Raw genomic sequence first — 16,420 nt, 5'->3', positions numbered from 1 at the left:
ATGATATTGGAATGCATAAACTGACAATTATCACTTAGTATTCTTTTTTTATCGCTACTTTTGTAATCTTAATTCAATCTAAATAAGCATTGAAAACCACCGTTGATTTATTAAAAATTGGAGACAAAGCTGTAATCACTTATGTTGATTTGGATAAAATTCCGCTAAAACTTTTAGAAATGGGATGTTTACCGGATAATGACATCGAGATTATTCAAATAGCACCGTTTGGCGATCCTATTTATATCAATGTAAACAACGGTTCTCATTTGGCCATAAGAAAAGAAACGGCTCATGATATTGAAGTCGAAATCCGTGACAATTAATCAAAAATGAGCATCCAGCACCTCAACGTAGCGCTTATTGGAAACCCAAATACCGGAAAAACTTCGGTGTTCAATCAACTCACCGGATTGAACCAACAGGTGGGGAATTATCCCGGAATTACTGTTGAAAAAAAACTCGGTTTTTGCAAATTACCCAACAACGTCAAAGCCAATATCCTTGATTTACCCGGCACTTATAGTTTGAATGCCAGTTCAATTGATGAAAATGTGGTCATCGAATTATTACTCAACAAAAACGATAAACTTTTCCCTGATGTTGCTGTTGTGGTTACCGATGTTGAAAATCTTAAAAGAAACCTTTTACTTTTCACCCAAATAAAAGACTTAGAAATTCCAACTATTTTGGTCATCAACATGACTGACCGAATGAAGGCAAAAGGGATTACGCTAGACATTCCTTATTTAGAAGAAAAGTTAAAAACTAGAATCGTCTTGGTCAGCACCCGTAAAGGCGTTGGTATTGATGAGCTGAAAAACACTATCGTTGACTATAAAAATATTTCGGCCGAACCTTGTCTGAACGCATCAAGCATTGATGTGGAATATTTCGACAAACTTCGACAAGCGTTTCCTGATCAATTGTTATACAAACTTTGGTTAGTGATTACCCAAGATGTCAATTTCTTGAATTTGGAACGAAAAGAAATCCAAAGTTCCTTTGCCAAATCGCACTCCGAATTAAAGCGTTTACAACAAAAAGAAACCATCAAACGTTACCAATTTATCAATGAAACGTTGAAAATAGGTCAAAAGATTGATCCTGAAAACGCTACTGATTTTCGGTCTAAATTGGATAAAGTTTTAACGCATAAAATCTTTGGTTACGTTATTTTCTTTGGGATTTTATTGCTGATTTTCCAATCGATTTTTGATTGGTCGAGTATTCCGATGGAATTTATTGACAGCACTTTTGCCAATTTGGCGAGTTATGCCAAAAACAATCTTCCTTCGGGCGAATTTACCAATTTAATCAGCGAAGGCATTATTCCCGGAATTGGCGGTATCGTGATTTTTATCCCGCAAATTGCTTTCTTATTTCTATTCATTTCGGTACTCGAAGAAAGTGGTTATATGAGTCGCGTAGTTTTTCTTATGGATAAAATCATGCGCCGCTACGGCTTGTCTGGTAAAAGCGTTGTGCCTTTAATTTCAGGAACCGCTTGTGCCATTCCGGCGATTATGAGTGCTAGAAATATTGAAAATTGGAAAGAACGATTGATTACGATTTTAGTCACACCATTCATCACTTGTTCGGCGCGTTTACCGGTTTATGCGATTTTGATTGCTTTAATTATTCCCGAAAAAAGATTATTCGGTATTTTTAGTTTGCAAGGCGCAACCTTGATGGTATTGTATCTTTTAGGTTTTGGAATGGCGATTTTCTCGGCTTATCTTTTGAACAAGATTTTAAAACTGAAAACCAAATCCTATTTCGTGGTAGAAATGCCAAGTTACAAATTACCGTTGTTTAAAAACGTGGCGATTAACGTAATTGAAAAAACGAAAGCCTTTGTTTTTGGTGCCGGAAAAATCATTTTAGCCTTGTCGATTATCCTCTGGTTTTTGGGTTCTCACGGACCGAAAAAAGGATTTGACAATGCCGAAAGTTTGGTGATTAAAAAAGTTAAACAAAAAAACAGATTGGACGATTTAGACTATCTAAATGACCAAATTAGTTCACATAAACTCGAGAATTCCTATATCGGGATTATGGGAAAATCGATAGAACCGGTTATTAAACCTTTGGGTTATGACTGGAAAATCGGGATTGCCGTGGTGAGTTCGTTTGCCGCGCGTGAAGTTTTCGTTGGAACCTTAGCCACAATTTACAGTGTTGGAAGTCATGGTGATGAAGAATCTACTATCAAAAACCGTATGAATGCTGAAGTCCATCCCGACGGTAGAAAAGTTTTCAATTTTGCTACTGGCGTTTCGCTCTTGCTTTTTTATGCTTTCGCGATGCAATGTATCAGTACGTTGGCCATTGTAAAAAAAGAGACCAACAGTTGGAAATGGCCAATCATTCAACTGGTGTTTATGAGTGGATTTGCTTATCTAACCGCGCTGATTGCGTATCAATTTTTGAAATAAGATGAATATCCAAGAAATATTAGTTTATGTTGCCTTGGGAATTGCCATTGGCTTTTTGGCCCAAAAATTCATTGGTAAAAAAAAGAACAAAAAAGGTTGTAGTAAAGATGATTGTGGTTGCCATTAACCCAAAGCAACATCCAAAGTCATCATGACAATAAATCCGCCAATTAATCCTAAAGTAGCAATATCAGTATTCTTATCTTGTTGCGTTTCCGGAATTACTTCTTCTACTACTACAAATATCATCGCACCAGCTGCAAAAGCTAAAGCATATGGCAATAATGGCGTGAAAAAAGTTACGGCAACTGCGCCTAAAACTCCAGCAATAGGTTCTACAATCGCTGAAGATTGACCGTACATAAAACTCTTCCAACGGCTCATGCCCATACGGCGTAACGGCATGGAAACCGCAATTCCTTCCGGAAAATTTTGAATTCCGATTCCAATGGCTAAAGTTACGGCTCCGGCAATTGAGGCTTCCGGAATTCCGGCAGCGACTCCGCCAAAAAGAACACCAACCGCCAAACCTTCTGGAATATTGTGCATTGTGATGGCTAAAACTAATAAAGTTGTTCGTTGCCAAGGCGATTTTACTCCTTCAGTTTCTTGAAAATTAATATGTAAATGCGGTAGAATTTTATCTAAACCAAAAATGAACAACGCACCCAATAAAAATCCAATTGCAGCCGGCATTACTTTCACAAAACCTTCGCCTTTACTCATTTCTATTGCAGGTGATAACAAGCTCCAAAAACTGGCCGCAATCATCACGCCACCGGTAAAACCGAGCATTCCATCAAGCACTACACGGTTCATATTCTTAAAAAAGAATACAAACGAAGCGCCCAATGCAGTTAAAAACCAAGTAAACATGGTCGCATAAAAAGCCGCCAAAATAGGGTCAATACTTTCAAAATAGTCGATTACTGATTGGTACATAATTATTGAACGTATAAATTATTGGCAATTTTATTAGAAATTATTTTCTCTTGCGCATTGATTTCCACCGTCAAAGTATCATCGAAACTTTCTTTTTCTATCACTTTAAAAACAGAACCCAAAGCTATTTTTTGTTTGTCTAAATATTTTAAAAACTCAGAAGACGAATCTTTAACGCCAATGCAATAATATTCACGGTTCAATTCGGCTTCCGAAAGCAATAGTTTGTTCACTTTTTGAATCACACCTTTCTCATTCGGAATCGGGTCACCATGTGGATCAAAAGCCGGAAAGCCTAAGAAAGCATCTAGTTTATTGATTAGTGCTACTGATTTGATATGTTCTAATTCTTCGGCAATTTCATGCACTTCGTCCCAGTTGAATGCTAATTTTTCGACCAAAAAAACTTCCCACAAACGGTGTTTTCTCACAATCATTTTGGCTGAAAGCAACCCATTTTCGGTCAAATTAACGCCTTGGTATTTTTGATATGATACCAAATCCTTTTCAGAAAGTTTCTTCAACATATCGGTCACCGAAGACGCTTTGGTTTCTAACATTCCGGCGATGGCATTAGTATTTACGCCTTTGGGAGAAACCAACGATAGGTGATAAATAACCTTAATGTAGTTTTCTTCGGATGTGGTCATGCTTGTTTTTTTACAAATATATTTTATTTTTTTAATATAACTAAAAATTAATTTTTAGTTTTGTCTAAATTTTTATTTTGCTTAATGAAAAATGTTTTTTTAATACCGATTTTGTTCATTTTTACTTGTTTGTCAGCTCAAGTAAACGATACGATTCCCATAAACTCAAAATCAGAATCTTTAGATGAAATTGTAATCTCGGGAACTTTAAAACCGGTATCGCGATTAGAAACTCCGGTTCCGGTAGAAATTTATACGAGCGCTTTTTTGAAAAAAAACCCAACTTCCAATATTTTTGAAGCGTTGCAAAATGTCAATGGCGTTCGACCACAATTGAATTGCAACATTTGCAATACCGGAGACATTCACATCAATGGTTTGGAAGGCCCATATACAATGGTAACTATTGACGGAATGCCAATCGTAAGTGCGCTTTCTACCGTTTATGGCTTATCCGGAATTCCGAATTCTTTGATTGACAGAATTGAAATTATCAAAGGTCCGGCTTCGAGTTTGTACGGCAGTGAAGCCGTTGGCGGATTAATCAACATCATCACCAAAAAAACCAAAAATGCACCCTTGTTTTCCGCTGATGTTTTTTCTACTTCTTGGTTGGAGAATAACATCGATTTAGGCTTTAAAGCCAATGTTGGACAAAAGGCAGAATCGTTATTAGGGCTGAATTATTACAATTACAACAGTCCAATAGACAACAATAATGATAATTTTACCGATGTGACGCTTCAGGAAAGAATCTCCATTTTTAACAAATGGAATTTTATCCGAAAAAGTCAAAAAGAATTCAATATCGCCGGAAGATTTTTTTACGAAGACCGTTGGGGCGGCGAAATGCAATGGAACAAAAGTTTTCGAGGTGGAAATCAAGTTTATGGCGAAAGCATTTATACCACAAGATTTGAATTGCTCGGTAAGTATCAATTGCCTACAAAAGAAGACATGTTTTTATCATTTTCGGCTACATCGCATGATCAGAATTCGGTTTACGGAACGACTTTGTATTTAGCACAGCAAAAAATTGCTTTCGGGCAATACCTTTGGGACAAAAAACTGGAAAACCACAATTTGCTCTTCGGCGCTGCTTTTCGTCACCAATATTACAATGACAATACAACGGCAACAATTACTGCTGAAAAAACCAATATTTACAGCACGTTTGTTCAAGATGAAATCAAATTAGCCGAAACACAACATCTACTATTAGGCGTAAGATATGATTACAACAACAATCACGGCCACATTTTCACACCCCGAATTGCCTACAAATGGAATCCGACTAAGAATGATGTTTTCAGAATTAACGCCGGAACAGGATTCAGAATTGTCAATTTATTTACCGAAGAACACGCCGCTTTAACCGGTTCAAGAGATGTAATCATCACAGAAAACTTAGAGTCCGAAAAATCATATAATATTAATTTCAATTACTTGAAGAAAATCAGGTTTGACGATGCTACTTTCTTGGGCTTTGAATTTTCGACTTGGTATACTTATTTTACCAATCAAATCATTCCGGATTATGACACCAATCCGAACCAAATTATTTATCAAAATCTCAATGGTTATTCCGAATCTGTTGGTTTGAGCGGTAATATTGATTTGGTTACACCTTATGGGATTAAAGCAATTGTTGGATTTACTTTTTTAGACCCAAAAAACGTGAAAGACGGCATCAAAACACAGCCGGTTTTAACAGAAAAATTTAGCATGAATTGGGCGATAACCTACGACATTCCGAATTGGTTTTTGTCTATTGACTACACCGGAAACCTTTATGGCACGATGCGATTGCCACTTCTAGGACCGCTTGATCCGAGAGCCGAATACTCAAAACCATGGAGTTTGCAAAACATCCAATTTACTTATAAGAAGTTCCAAAACTTTGAATTTTACGCCGGAATCAAAAACCTTCTGAATTGGACGCCCAACAAAGGAAATCCGTTTTTAATTGCCCGAGCGGAAGATCCTTTTGATGAAAATGTAACTTATGATACCAACGGAAACGTGATGGCAACACCTTCAAATCCCTATGCATTAACCTTTGATCCGAGTTATGTTTATGCGCCCAATCAAGGCATCAGAGGATTTCTTGGACTGAGATATACTTTGTATTAATTAACATTTAATAAACAGTTTTGTCTGCAATCTCCGTTTATTTTTGCGGCATGATACCAATAATCATTCGGGCTAAAATAACAAGAACGCTATGTTTTTTCATGGCTGCTTATATCCTCAACATTAGTGTTGATGCGCCCGATGTTGTATCCTATAAAGCTGAAGATTTGTCTTTTAACGACCAAGAAAGTATCGTGGAGATTGTAATTGAAAAGATTTTGAATTACGACAACTTAATCCAAGAGATGGACGATAATGACAATAATGAACAATCTTCGACTAAAAAAAATTTCCACCTCGATTTCTTTGTTTTAAACAATGTAACTGTGGAAACTTCTAAAGAAAAAACGAGCTTTGCCAAATCGTTTTCCTTTTGGACAACCCAAAAAGCAAAACTACCTTGTTACAAAAAATCCTCACCTCCGCCGGAAGTTTAATTTAACATTCAAGCAACTTACTCTTTTTTAATTAAAATAAAGAGCAAATTCCTATTGTTAATTTTAAATTCCTTCAAATGAAAAACACACTTTTTATGGTAGGCTTATTGACCTGCTTTATTACGCATTCCCAAAATACAGAACAAAAAAACAATCTTTTAGACAGCCTTTACATTCATGAAGTCGAGGAGAGAAAAGAACCGGCAAAAATCCTGCATGCTGAACCATTGTATATCGATTTAATCCGAGATTTAGGGGCTCGAAAAGGAGAAAAAGAATGGAATCTCGGCTTCGGAATTACAGACAACAAAAGCTATGATATATACAACGCCTTAGTTGAATATGAATGGGCGCCCATCGACCGATTGGGTTTTGAAGTAGAACTTCCATTTTCCTTTTATTATCCGATTGAGCAAAACACTTTGGCACCACAAAGTAAACTCAACAGTGTCAAATTGGCTACTCAATATACCTTTTTAGTTTCAGAGAAAGCCAAAACTTCACTCGCTGTAGGTTACATTCACGAATTCGAAATGAATGAATTTAACAACTATAAAAACAGCCCTCTTTTTACAGGAAACGTCTACAATCCATTTTTTGTTGCAGCCAAACGATGGGGACAAAATTTCCACACGTTGTTATACACCGGTCCGCTTTTCGAACATCATTTCAAAGACAATACAACGAATACGCTTTGGCAAATCAATTCAAACTTTCATTATATGATTGATGGAACGCGGAATTTCATAGGAATCGAATTCAACAAACAAATGGATCAAAGCGATTTCGATATGATTATTCGACCACAAATGAGAGTTGGTATCGCCGAGAATTTACTGATTGGTATAGTAACCGGAATCCCAATCAAAAGAGAGAATGAGCGATTCAGTACTTTCTTAAGATTAATTTACGAACCTAAGCACAAATAAAACAAGTATATTTGTGGGTCAAAACTCAGCGATGCAGCATTTTCAATACATCTTTACCGGCGCAGGATTATCCGCTTTAATGACGGTGTATGAAATGGTTCTTTCCGGAAAATTCAAAGACAAATCCATCTTGTTGATTGACGAAAACTCCAAAAAAACGAACGATCGCACTTGGTGTTTTTGGGACGATAAAGGTTTATTCGATGATTTGGCTTCCGCCAAATGGAACTCAGCTTGGTTCAAAAACGAATCCTTTGAAAGACAACTAAACTTAAATCCGTACCAATACAAAATGGTCAACGGCTTGGATTTTTACCAACGCGTTTTCGACTTGATTGCCAAAGCAAAAAACATCACTTTCCTTAACCAGAAAGTACTCGATTTTCAAGAACTGGGAAATCATTGTGTCGTGAAAACAGCCGAAGAAAGTTTTACTTGTAACCAAATTTTCAACTCGATTTTCAACACGGAATTAGTTAAAAATCAAACTAAATATCCTTTTTTACACCAGCATTTTATCGGTTGGTTTATCAAAAGTAAGGAACCAGTTTTTACTGCCGATTGTGCTACTTTCATGGATTTTTCAGTCGAGCAAAAAGGCAATACGCGATTCATGTATGTGTTGCCGACTTCCGAAACCGAAGCTTTATTGGAATATACTTTGTTCTCCAAAAACTTATTGCCAATGGAAGAATACGAATCGGAAATTCAAAACTACATTCAGAAGTTAGGCATCACCGAATACGAATTAATCGAAAAAGAACAAGGCAATATCCCGATGACCTGTTATCCTTTTTGGAAAAATAATTCAAAAAATATTCTAAACATTGGTTCTGCCGGCGGTTGGACGAAAGCCAGTACGGGTTATACTTTTAAAAATACTGTCAAAAAATCGAAAGCTTTAGTGTCATTTTTGTCTAAAGAAAACGACTTAACAAAGTTTCACAAAACCGATAAATTTTGGTTCTACGATTTACTGCTTTTGGATATTTTAGACCAAAAAAACCAGTTGGGCTCAACTATTTTTTCAGCCATGTTTCAAAAGGGAAATCCCGCCGTTATCTTTAAGTTTTTAGACGAAGAAACTTCCTTTGCCGAAGATTTACAAGTCATTTGGCGTTGCCCGAAAATGCTATTCATTAAAGCACTGTTTAGTAGAATCCTACGCTAAGAAATGTTCTGAACAAATGTTAAACTTTATAAAAAATAACATTTCACAAGAAAGTTATGGCTAGTTTTGCTCCATCAAAATAAAAACATGAACACGATTATTGCTCAATTCCATCATCATCATTCTTGCAACCAGGCGAGTTAATGATGTATTGTAGCTAATCCAAAAACATAATTAAAAACCCGTCTGAGTATATCAAGACGGGTTTTTTGTATTTATACACTTCGCGATATACTCAGATTTTATTCTCAATTAAAAATGAGTACTTTAAAAATTGCGATTCAAAAAAGTGGCCGACTAAGCGAAAAGTCACTACAATTGCTCGAAGAATGTGGCATCAAAATTTCCAATGGCGAACGAAAACTCAAAGCCGTTGCCCAAAATTTTCCCGTTGAAATCTTGTTTCTGCGCGATGATGATATTCCGCAATACGTAGAACAAGGTGTTGCTGACATTGGAATCTTAGGCGAAAACGAAGTCTGGGAAAAAGGCAAAGCCGTAAAAGTGATTCAACAATTAGGTTTCGCCGGTTGCCGCATGTCTTTGGCTATTCCGAAAGACGAAAACTATACCGATTTAAGTTATTTCCAAGACAAACGAATCGCCACCAGTTATCCTAAAATCTTAATCGATTTTTTCAATCGAAACAACATCCAAGTCTATATCGAAGAAATCAGCGGAAGCGTCGAAATAGCCACTAGTATAGGTTTAGCCGATGCTGTATTCGACATTGTCAGCACCGGAAGCACGTTGTTGATGAATGGTTTAAAAGAAGTCGAAACCGTGGTTAAAAGCGAAGCCGTACTCATTGCCAATCCAAATCTGACAGAAGAAACCCAAGCCATTCTTAATAAATTATTATTCCGAATCCAATCGGTTCAAGAAGGAAAACAAAACAAATACATCTTATTAAATGCACCGAATTCCGCCATCGACAATATTTGTTCGTTGCTTCCCGGAATGAAATCACCGACCATTTTGCCCTTGGTTAACAAAGACTGGAGCAGTTTGCATTCGGTGATTCGTGAAGACGATTATTGGGAAATCATAGAGCAACTCAAAAATCTCGGTGCCGAAGGCATTCTCATTATTCCGATAGAAAAAATGATTCGCTAATTCAATTAAAAAAATGAAAACATATATAAATCCAACTCCAGAACAATGGCAAGATTTGGCCCAACGCCAAACGGTTTCCTCGGCCGATTTGAACGAAACTGTAAAATCGATTTTTAACGACATTCAAAAAAATGGTGATGTCGCAGTAGCAAAATACACTTCTATTTTCGATGGTGTTTCTATTGAAAATTTTACGGCATCAACAACGGAAATCGAAAAAGCTGTGGCTGAAATTGACATTAATTTAAAAAGTGCGATTCAAATTGCCGCCGAAAACATCAAACGCTTTCACCAATCGCAAAAAGAAATCCCAACCAAAATCGAAACCACTTCGGGCGTATTTTGTTGGAGAGAAAGTCGCGCAATCGATACTATTGGTATTTACATTCCGGGCGGAACGGCACCGCTTTTTTCCACGGTGTTGATGTTGGCCATTCCGGCGAAAATTGCAGGTTGTAAAAATATCATCCTATGTTCGCCACCCGATAAAAACGGCAATATCAATCCGGCCATTTTGTATGCGGCGCAATTAACCGGTGTGACGCAAATTTATAAAGTCGGTGGTATCCAAGCGATTGCTGCCATGACCTTTGGAACCAATGAAATTCCGAAAGTGGATAAGCTTTTCGGACCCGGAAATCAATATGTAACTGCAGCCAAACAATATGCGCAACAATTAGGTTTAGCCATCGATTTGCCGGCCGGACCAAGTGAATTATTAGTCATTGCAGATGACACTTGCGATGCTGAATTCGTTGCTTCCGATTTGCTTTCCCAAGCCGAACACGGTGGCGATAGCCAAGTAATTTTGGTGACGAATTCCGAAGAAATTGTGGCGAAAGTTGCTACAGCTATCGAAAAACAAAAAGCAATTTTGCCACGACAATCCGTAGTCGAAAAAGCGTTGGAAAACAGTCGCGCCATCGTTTTTGACACGATTCAACAAGGCATAGCTTTCAGTAATTTTTACGCCCCCGAACATTTGATTTTAGCCATTGAAGAGGCTGAAAACAGAATCAGTTTCATTGAAAATGCCGGTTCAGTTTTTATTGGAAATTACAGCTGTGAAAGCGCCGGAGATTACGCCAGCGGAACCAATCACACCTTACCAACCAACGGTTATGCCAAGAATTACAGCGGCGTTTCGTTAGACAGTTTTGTCAAGAAAATCACGTTTCAAAAATTGACTTCAAATGGCATACAAAACCTTGGTCCAAACATTGAAATCATGGCTGCCGCTGAACAATTAGACGCCCACAAAAACGCAGTTTCCATTCGATTAAAAAAATTACAAAATGGATAATATCACCAATCTCATTCGAAAAAACATACTTTCACTCAAGCCTTATTCAAGTGCGAGAGACGAATATAAAAGCAACCAAGGCATTTTTTTAGATGCCAACGAAAATCCGTTCGGCAATTTAAACCGCTATCCTGATCCGCACCAATGGCGCTTGAAACAAATCTTAAGCAGTCAGAAGAAAGTTGGGATTGAAAACATCCTAATCGGCAACGGCAGCGACGAAATTATCGATTTAGTCCAACGCGTTTTTTGCGAACCTAATGAAGATAAAATCATCATTTGTCCACCAACTTATGGCATGTATGAAGTGTATGCGAATATCAATAATGTTGACCTCATTTCGATTCCGTTAACCGAAAATTTTCAGTTGAACACCGAAGCGATTTTGGCACAGAAAGCGAAAATCTTATACCTGTGTTCGCCCAACAATCCGACTGGAAATTCATTAGAAAATCTGGAATACATTATTGAAAACTTTAACGGAATTGTTTTTTTGGATGAAGCGTACATCGACTTTAGCGAACAACCTTCTTTGGTTTCCAAAATCAAGCAATATTCTAACTTAATCGTTTCGCAAACCTTCAGTAAAGCAAGAGGTTTGGCAGCGGTTCGCGTTGGCATTGCTTATGCTAATGAAACTATTATTTCGGTAATGAATAAAGTGAAACCGCCTTACAATGTCAGTCAGTTAAACCAAGAAGCTGCTGTAAAATCGCTCGCAGACGAAGCTAATTTTAAAGCGAATGTTGACTTGATAAAAGTCGAACGGGAATTGCTTAAAAAATCACTCTTAGCCTTAGATTTTGTAATCAAAATTTATCCTTCAGAAGCCAATTTTTTATTGGTTGAAATGGAAAATGCCATTGCGGTTTACAATAGTTTAATCGAGCAACAAATCATCACGCGAAATAGAAGTTCAGTAGTTCAAAACACAATCCGAATTACCATTGGAACACCTAGAGAAAATCAACAATTGCTATATGCTTTACAACTAATAACCGTATGAAAAAAGTATTATTTATAGACCGAGACGGCACGTTAATCTTGGAACCGCCGATTGATTTTCAAGTCGATTCTTTGGAAAAACTCGAGTTTTATCCGAAGGTATTTCAATACTTGTCGCGCATCGCCAAAGAACTCGATTATGAATTAGTGATGGTCACCAACCAAGACGGCATGGGAACCGATTCATTTCCGGAAAACACCTTTTGGCCGGCTCACAATAAAATGCTGAAAGCCTTTGAAAACGAAGGCATCCGATTTGCCGATGTGATTATCGATGTTTCGTTTCCGGAGCAAAATTTACCCACCCGAAAACCCGGAACGGCTTTGTTACAACAATACGTCAAAGGCAATTTCGACTTAAAAAACTCTTTTGTCATAGGCGATAGAATCACTGATGTCCAATTGGCCCAAAACTTAGGTAGTCAGGCGATTTTTATTTCGGCTGAAGCCAATGAAGGAGCGGTTTTATCGACTACTTCTTGGGAAACGATTTACCAATTTTTGAAAGCAGAACCTCGAACAGCACAAATTATTCGAACTACAAAAGAAACCGAAATCACCGTTCAAATCAATTTAGATGGTAACGGGAAAAGTAATATCAACACCGGTTTAGGTTTTTTTGACCACATGCTCGACCAAATTGCCAAACACGGCAATATCGACTTAAACATTGCTGTCAAAGGCGATTTGTATGTCGATGAACACCACACGATTGAAGATGTTGGGATTGCTTTGGGTGACGTTTTTTCCCAAGCTTTAGGTTCCAAAAAAGGCATCAATCGTTATGGTTTTTTGTTACCAATGGATGATTGTTTGGCACAAGTGGCTTTAGATTTTGGTGGCCGTTCTTGGTTGGTTTGGGATGCTAAATTTACCCGAGAAAAGATTGGCGAAATGCCTACCGAAATGTTCTCGCACTTTTTCAAATCGTTTTGCGATGGCGCCAAATGCAATCTGAACATCAAAGCCGAGGGCGACAACGAGCACCACAAAATCGAATCCATCTTCAAAGCCTTTGCCAAAGCCATAAAAATGGCGGTTCAAAAAGACGGAACTAATAACATCCCAAGCACCAAAGGAATCTTATGATAGCCATTATAAAATACAATGCGGGCAATATCTCTTCCGTGCAAAATGCCTTGGAAAGATTGGGTTATTCGAGTATAGTAACCGATGAACCAAAGCTAATCCAACAGGCCGAAAAAGTAATTTTTCCCGGTGTTGGTGAAGCGAGTTCAGCCATGAAATACTTAAAAGAAAAAGGATTAGACGAAGTGATAAAAAACCTCAAGCAACCGGTTTTGGGCATTTGCCTTGGACAACAATTATTGTGTCAGTTTTCGGAAGAAGGCGATACAACCTGTTTAGGGATTTTTGAAGCGAACGTTAAGAAATTTGAACCCAAATTAAAAGTGCCACACATGGGTTGGAACAACATTTCAGGATTAAATTCGGAATTGTATAACGGAATTTCAAACGAAGAAGATTTCTATTTTGTGCACAGTTACTATACCGAAATCTGTCAAGAAACCACCGCTGTTTGCAATTATATCTTGCCATTTAGCGCTTCGATGCAAAAAGATAATTTTTATGTCACGCAATTCCATCCTGAAAAATCATCGAATGCTGGCGAACAATTATTATTAAACTTTTTGAAATTATGAGAATCATTCCGGCTATAGACCTTATCAACGGCAAATGCGTCCGTTTGACCAAAGGCGATTACAATACCCAAAAAATCTACAACGAAAATCCGTTGGAAGTTGCTAAATATTTTGAAGACCACGGTATTCAATATTTGCATTTAGTGGATTTAGACGGTGCGAAATCGAACCAAATCATTAACCATAAAGTGCTTTATCAAATAGCTACGAAAACAAATTTGAAAATTGATTTCGGTGGCGGATTAAAATCGCGTAAAGATTTGGAAATCGCTTTTGAAAACGGCGCGAATCAAGTCACCGGCGGCAGTATAGCGGCGAAAAATCCTGTTGAGTTTTTAAGTTGGCTAAACGAATTCGGAAGCGAAAAAATCATTTTAGGTGCCGATTGTTTAAACCGAAAAATCGCAACTCAAGGTTGGTTAGAGACTTCAGAATTGGATGTTATCGAATACATTTCGAACTACATCGCCAAAGGAATTTCGACAGTTATTTGTACCGATATTGCTAAAGACGGCATGTTGCAAGGAACATCAAACGAATTGTACCAAGATATTCTAACAAAGACCAAAGTGAACTTAATTGCCAGCGGCGGCGTTACGACTTTAGGCGATTTAGAAACCCTAAAAACCATCGGTTGCGAAGGCGCCATCATCGGAAAAGCCTTATATGAAGGCACTATTACAATCGAAAATCTACGCGAATTATGTTAAAGAAACGAATCATTCCTTGTTTGGATATCAAAGACGGACGCGTGGTAAAAGGCGTTCAATTTTTGGCACTAAAAGACGCAGGAAATCCGGTGGAATTAGCCTCATTTTATTCGAAAAACGGAGCCGATGAATTGGTGTTTTTAGACATCAGTGCCACTTTAGAAAAACGAAAAACCTTAGCCGAAATGGTTACCCAATTAGCCAAAGAAATCAATATTCCTTTTACGGTTGGTGGCGGCATTCAATCGGTAGAAGATGCTAAATTGTTATTGCAGTCTGGCGCGGATAAAGTCAGTATCAACTCAGCTGCCGTTTTGAATCCGGAATTAATCACTCAAATAGCTAATGAATTTGGAAGCCAAAGTTTAGTGGTCGCTATCGACATCAAAAAAGTTGAAAACGATTGGTGCGTTTTTATCAAAGGCGGAACGGAATCAACAGGAATACTCGCTGTTGATTGGGCCAAAAAAGTAGAGAAACTTGGCGCCGGAGAATTATTAGTAACCTCCATGAACAACGATGGTTCCAAAGATGGATTTGCATTAGACATCACAAATGAAATTAGTAAGGCTGTTTCCATTCCGGTTATTGCTTCCGGTGGTGCAGGAAATGCAGAACATTTTGTCGAATTATTCACCAAAACCGAAGTCAGTGCCGGATTAGCAGCCAGTATTTTCCACTTTAATGAAGTGCCGATTACAGCATTAAAAACCCTTTTAAAAACCCAAAACATTCCCGTACGATGACTATAGATTTTTCTAAAAATAACGGATTAATTCCGGTAATTATTCAAGACAACCAAACACAACAAGTGTTGATGTTGGGTTACATGGATGAAGCAGCACTGCAAAAAACCCAACAAGAAAAGATTGTAACCTTCTTAAGCCGAAGCAAAAATCGATTATGGACTAAAGGCGAAACTTCGGTAAATTACCTGAAAGTTGTTTCCATCAAAGAAGATTGCGACCAAGATACGCTATTAATAAAGGTCATTCCAAACGGGCCAACGTGCCACAGCGGAACAACTTCCTGTTTTGCTACTGAACCACAAATCTCTTTACTAAAAGAATTGGAAAACGTAATTGAAAATCGCTTTTCAAACCCAACTTCTGAATCGTATGTGGCGTCACTTTTGCAAAAAGGCATCAATAAAATAGCCCAAAAAGTAGGTGAAGAAGCCATAGAATTGGTGATTGAAGCCAAAGACAACAACCCGGATTTGTTTCTCAATGAAGCTGCCGATTTGCTCTTTCATTATTTAATATTGCTAAAAGCAAAAGGGTTTGGATTAGAAAAGGTGGAAAATATTTTAAGGTCCAGAATGAAGAATAAATAAAACCGTTTTCAAACTATCAAACAATAACAAATCTTTATCATTTCTTTAAAAAATACCTTTAGATTTCTCATTATCTTTGCAAAAGATTTCTATATCTAAATTTAATATCTAAAATTTAAAATTAAAGAATATGTATCCAGAAGAAATGGTATTGCCAATGCGCGCTGAACTTTCAGAAGCTGGCTTTCAAGAACTATATACAGCAGCCGATGTAAAAAACGCTATTAAAGCAGAAGGAACCACTTTAGTTGTGGTAAATTCAGTTTGTGGTTGTGCGGCCAGAAATGCACGTCCGGGCGCTAAAATGAGTTTAGACGGCGCTAAAAAACCGGATCATTTAATCACTGTTTTTGCCGGTGTTGACAAAGAAGCCGTTGATGCAGCCAGAGAAGAAATGTTTCCTTTTCCGCCATCATCGCCAAGCATGGCTTTGTTCAAAAACGGCGAATTGGTTCACATGTTAGAGCGTCACCACATCGAAGGTCGTCCGGCAGAATTAATCGCTGAAAACCTAAAAGATGCTTACGCAGAATTCTGCTAAAAAAAAATTTTTACACATCACGCAACCTTTTCTGTTGAATTGCGT

18 protein-coding genes are annotated in these 16,420 nt (G+C 37.6%); 16 read left to right on the top strand and 2 right to left on the bottom strand.

Going from position 1 to position 16,420, the window contains the following annotated elements; all coding sequences use genetic code 11:
• The first annotated feature begins 89 nt into the window (after positions 1 to 89).
• From ACK4R1_RS02425 to ACK4R1_RS02415, 3 genes are read left to right on the top strand one after another with little or no spacing between them, the layout of a single operon-like run.
• A complete protein-coding gene (locus ACK4R1_RS02425; protein WP_409683150.1) occupies positions 90 to 326 on the top strand; it encodes a ferrous iron transport protein A in 237 nt (78 codons plus the stop codon).
• A 6-nt stretch (positions 327 to 332) separates the two neighbouring features.
• The gene (feoB, locus tag ACK4R1_RS02420) at positions 333 to 2,438 is read left to right on the top strand and encodes a ferrous iron transport protein B (protein WP_409683147.1); all 2,106 of its coding nucleotides are present in this window, start codon (positions 333 to 335) and stop codon (positions 2,436 to 2,438) included.
• 1 nt (position 2,439) lies between these two features.
• On the top strand, positions 2,440 to 2,565 hold the full coding sequence (locus tag ACK4R1_RS02415; protein ID WP_409683144.1) for a FeoB-associated Cys-rich membrane protein: 126 nt from the start codon (positions 2,440 to 2,442) through the stop codon (positions 2,563 to 2,565).
• Here the strand turns inward: ACK4R1_RS02415 and ACK4R1_RS02410 are convergent.
• Together ACK4R1_RS02410 and ACK4R1_RS02405 are read right to left on the bottom strand one after the other, a co-directional pair.
• Positions 2,562 to 3,380 carry a ZIP family metal transporter gene (locus ACK4R1_RS02410; RefSeq protein WP_409683142.1) on the bottom strand — a complete coding sequence of 273 codons (819 nt, stop codon included), beginning with the start codon at positions 3,378 to 3,380 and terminating at the stop codon, positions 2,562 to 2,564. The two genes, ACK4R1_RS02415 and ACK4R1_RS02410, sit on opposite strands and share 4 nt — an antisense overlap.
• A gap of 2 nt (positions 3,381 to 3,382) precedes the next feature.
• Complete coding sequence (locus ACK4R1_RS02405) at positions 3,383 to 4,030, bottom strand: metal-dependent transcriptional regulator (RefSeq protein ID WP_409683139.1); 648 nt, start codon at positions 4,028 to 4,030, stop codon at positions 3,383 to 3,385.
• An 84-nt stretch (positions 4,031 to 4,114) separates the two neighbouring features.
• Between ACK4R1_RS02405 and ACK4R1_RS02400 the strand changes: the two genes are divergently transcribed.
• The 13 genes from ACK4R1_RS02400 (at position 4,115) to ACK4R1_RS02340 (ending at position 16,375) form a co-directional block, all read left to right on the top strand.
• Complete coding sequence (locus ACK4R1_RS02400; protein WP_409683136.1) at positions 4,115 to 6,163, top strand: TonB-dependent receptor plug domain-containing protein; 2,049 nt, start codon at positions 4,115 to 4,117, stop codon at positions 6,161 to 6,163.
• A gap of 101 nt (positions 6,164 to 6,264) precedes the next feature.
• On the top strand, positions 6,265 to 6,600 hold the full coding sequence (locus ACK4R1_RS02395) for a hypothetical protein (RefSeq protein ID WP_409683133.1): 336 nt from the start codon (positions 6,265 to 6,267) through the stop codon (positions 6,598 to 6,600).
• Between the two features lie 77 nt (positions 6,601 to 6,677).
• A complete protein-coding gene (locus ACK4R1_RS02390; RefSeq protein ID WP_409683130.1) occupies positions 6,678 to 7,529 on the top strand; it encodes an HAEPLYID family protein in 852 nt (283 codons plus the stop codon).
• Positions 7,530 to 7,560: 31 nt separating this feature from the next.
• Positions 7,561 to 8,700: a lycopene cyclase family protein gene (locus ACK4R1_RS02385; RefSeq protein ID WP_409683127.1), complete on the top strand. Its 1,140-nt coding sequence runs from the start codon at positions 7,561 to 7,563 to the stop codon at positions 8,698 to 8,700.
• A 258-nt stretch (positions 8,701 to 8,958) separates the two neighbouring features.
• A complete protein-coding gene (gene hisG / locus ACK4R1_RS02380) occupies positions 8,959 to 9,816 on the top strand; it encodes an ATP phosphoribosyltransferase (protein WP_409683125.1) in 858 nt (285 codons plus the stop codon).
• Between the two features lie 13 nt (positions 9,817 to 9,829).
• Complete coding sequence (hisD, locus tag ACK4R1_RS02375; RefSeq protein ID WP_409683122.1) at positions 9,830 to 11,119, top strand: histidinol dehydrogenase; 1,290 nt, start codon at positions 9,830 to 9,832, stop codon at positions 11,117 to 11,119.
• Positions 11,112 to 12,125: a histidinol-phosphate transaminase gene (gene hisC / locus ACK4R1_RS02370; RefSeq protein WP_409683119.1), complete on the top strand. Its 1,014-nt coding sequence runs from the start codon at positions 11,112 to 11,114 to the stop codon at positions 12,123 to 12,125. Before hisD ends, hisC begins: the two co-directional genes overlap by 8 nt.
• The gene (hisB, locus tag ACK4R1_RS02365; protein WP_409683116.1) at positions 12,122 to 13,213 is read left to right on the top strand and encodes a bifunctional histidinol-phosphatase/imidazoleglycerol-phosphate dehydratase HisB; all 1,092 of its coding nucleotides are present in this window, start codon (positions 12,122 to 12,124) and stop codon (positions 13,211 to 13,213) included. Before hisC ends, hisB begins: the two co-directional genes overlap by 4 nt.
• The gene (gene hisH / locus ACK4R1_RS02360; protein WP_409683114.1) at positions 13,210 to 13,788 is read left to right on the top strand and encodes an imidazole glycerol phosphate synthase subunit HisH; all 579 of its coding nucleotides are present in this window, start codon (positions 13,210 to 13,212) and stop codon (positions 13,786 to 13,788) included. Before hisB ends, hisH begins: the two co-directional genes overlap by 4 nt.
• Positions 13,785 to 14,498: a 1-(5-phosphoribosyl)-5-[(5-phosphoribosylamino)methylideneamino]imidazole-4-carboxamide isomerase gene (gene hisA / locus ACK4R1_RS02355; RefSeq protein WP_409683111.1), complete on the top strand. Its 714-nt coding sequence runs from the start codon at positions 13,785 to 13,787 to the stop codon at positions 14,496 to 14,498. Before hisH ends, hisA begins: the two co-directional genes overlap by 4 nt.
• On the top strand, positions 14,492 to 15,244 hold the full coding sequence (hisF, locus tag ACK4R1_RS02350) for an imidazole glycerol phosphate synthase subunit HisF (protein WP_409683108.1): 753 nt from the start codon (positions 14,492 to 14,494) through the stop codon (positions 15,242 to 15,244). Before hisA ends, hisF begins: the two co-directional genes overlap by 7 nt.
• A complete protein-coding gene (gene hisIE, locus ACK4R1_RS02345; protein WP_409683105.1) occupies positions 15,241 to 15,834 on the top strand; it encodes a bifunctional phosphoribosyl-AMP cyclohydrolase/phosphoribosyl-ATP diphosphatase HisIE in 594 nt (197 codons plus the stop codon). The genes hisF and hisIE overlap by 4 nt, the downstream gene beginning before the upstream one ends.
• Positions 15,835 to 15,964: 130 nt before the next feature.
• The gene (locus tag ACK4R1_RS02340) at positions 15,965 to 16,375 is read left to right on the top strand and encodes a BrxA/BrxB family bacilliredoxin (protein ID WP_171221165.1); all 411 of its coding nucleotides are present in this window, start codon (positions 15,965 to 15,967) and stop codon (positions 16,373 to 16,375) included.
• Positions 16,376 to 16,420 lie beyond the last annotated feature (45 nt).

This window comes from Flavobacterium sp., from assembly GCF_046293665.1.
Lineage (GTDB): Bacteria > Bacteroidota > Bacteroidia > Flavobacteriales > Flavobacteriaceae > Flavobacterium.
Note: the sequence above shows the minus strand (reverse complement) of the source record. Positions and strands in the feature narration are given on the sequence as shown.

What these genes read in the sequence shown, in the direction of transcription:
- feoB (WP_409683147.1), top strand. Translation starts at nt 333, where the DNA reads ATGAGCATCCAGCACCTCAACGTAGCGCTTATTGGAAACCCAAATACC.
- ACK4R1_RS02415 (WP_409683144.1), top strand. Translation starts at nt 2,440, where the DNA reads ATGAATATCCAAGAAATATTAGTTTATGTTGCCTTGGGAATTGCCATT.
- ACK4R1_RS02410 (WP_409683142.1), bottom strand. Translation starts at nt 3,380, where the DNA reads ATGTACCAATCAGTAATCGACTATTTTGAAAGTATTGACCCTATTTTG.
- ACK4R1_RS02405 (WP_409683139.1), bottom strand. Translation starts at nt 4,030, where the DNA reads ATGACCACATCCGAAGAAAACTACATTAAGGTTATTTATCACCTATCG.
- ACK4R1_RS02400 (WP_409683136.1), top strand. Translation starts at nt 4,115, where the DNA reads ATGAAAAATGTTTTTTTAATACCGATTTTGTTCATTTTTACTTGTTTG.
- ACK4R1_RS02395 (WP_409683133.1), top strand. Translation starts at nt 6,265, where the DNA reads ATGGCTGCTTATATCCTCAACATTAGTGTTGATGCGCCCGATGTTGTA.
- ACK4R1_RS02390 (WP_409683130.1), top strand. Translation starts at nt 6,678, where the DNA reads ATGAAAAACACACTTTTTATGGTAGGCTTATTGACCTGCTTTATTACG.
- ACK4R1_RS02385 (WP_409683127.1), top strand. Translation starts at nt 7,561, where the DNA reads ATGCAGCATTTTCAATACATCTTTACCGGCGCAGGATTATCCGCTTTA.
- hisG (WP_409683125.1), top strand. Translation starts at nt 8,959, where the DNA reads ATGAGTACTTTAAAAATTGCGATTCAAAAAAGTGGCCGACTAAGCGAA.
- hisD (WP_409683122.1), top strand. Translation starts at nt 9,830, where the DNA reads ATGAAAACATATATAAATCCAACTCCAGAACAATGGCAAGATTTGGCC.
- hisC (WP_409683119.1), top strand. Translation starts at nt 11,112, where the DNA reads ATGGATAATATCACCAATCTCATTCGAAAAAACATACTTTCACTCAAG.
- hisB (WP_409683116.1), top strand. Translation starts at nt 12,122, where the DNA reads ATGAAAAAAGTATTATTTATAGACCGAGACGGCACGTTAATCTTGGAA.
- hisH (WP_409683114.1), top strand. Translation starts at nt 13,210, where the DNA reads ATGATAGCCATTATAAAATACAATGCGGGCAATATCTCTTCCGTGCAA.
- hisA (WP_409683111.1), top strand. Translation starts at nt 13,785, where the DNA reads ATGAGAATCATTCCGGCTATAGACCTTATCAACGGCAAATGCGTCCGT.
- hisF (WP_409683108.1), top strand. Translation starts at nt 14,492, where the DNA reads ATGTTAAAGAAACGAATCATTCCTTGTTTGGATATCAAAGACGGACGC.
- hisIE (WP_409683105.1), top strand. Translation starts at nt 15,241, where the DNA reads ATGACTATAGATTTTTCTAAAAATAACGGATTAATTCCGGTAATTATT.
- ACK4R1_RS02340 (WP_171221165.1), top strand. Translation starts at nt 15,965, where the DNA reads ATGTATCCAGAAGAAATGGTATTGCCAATGCGCGCTGAACTTTCAGAA.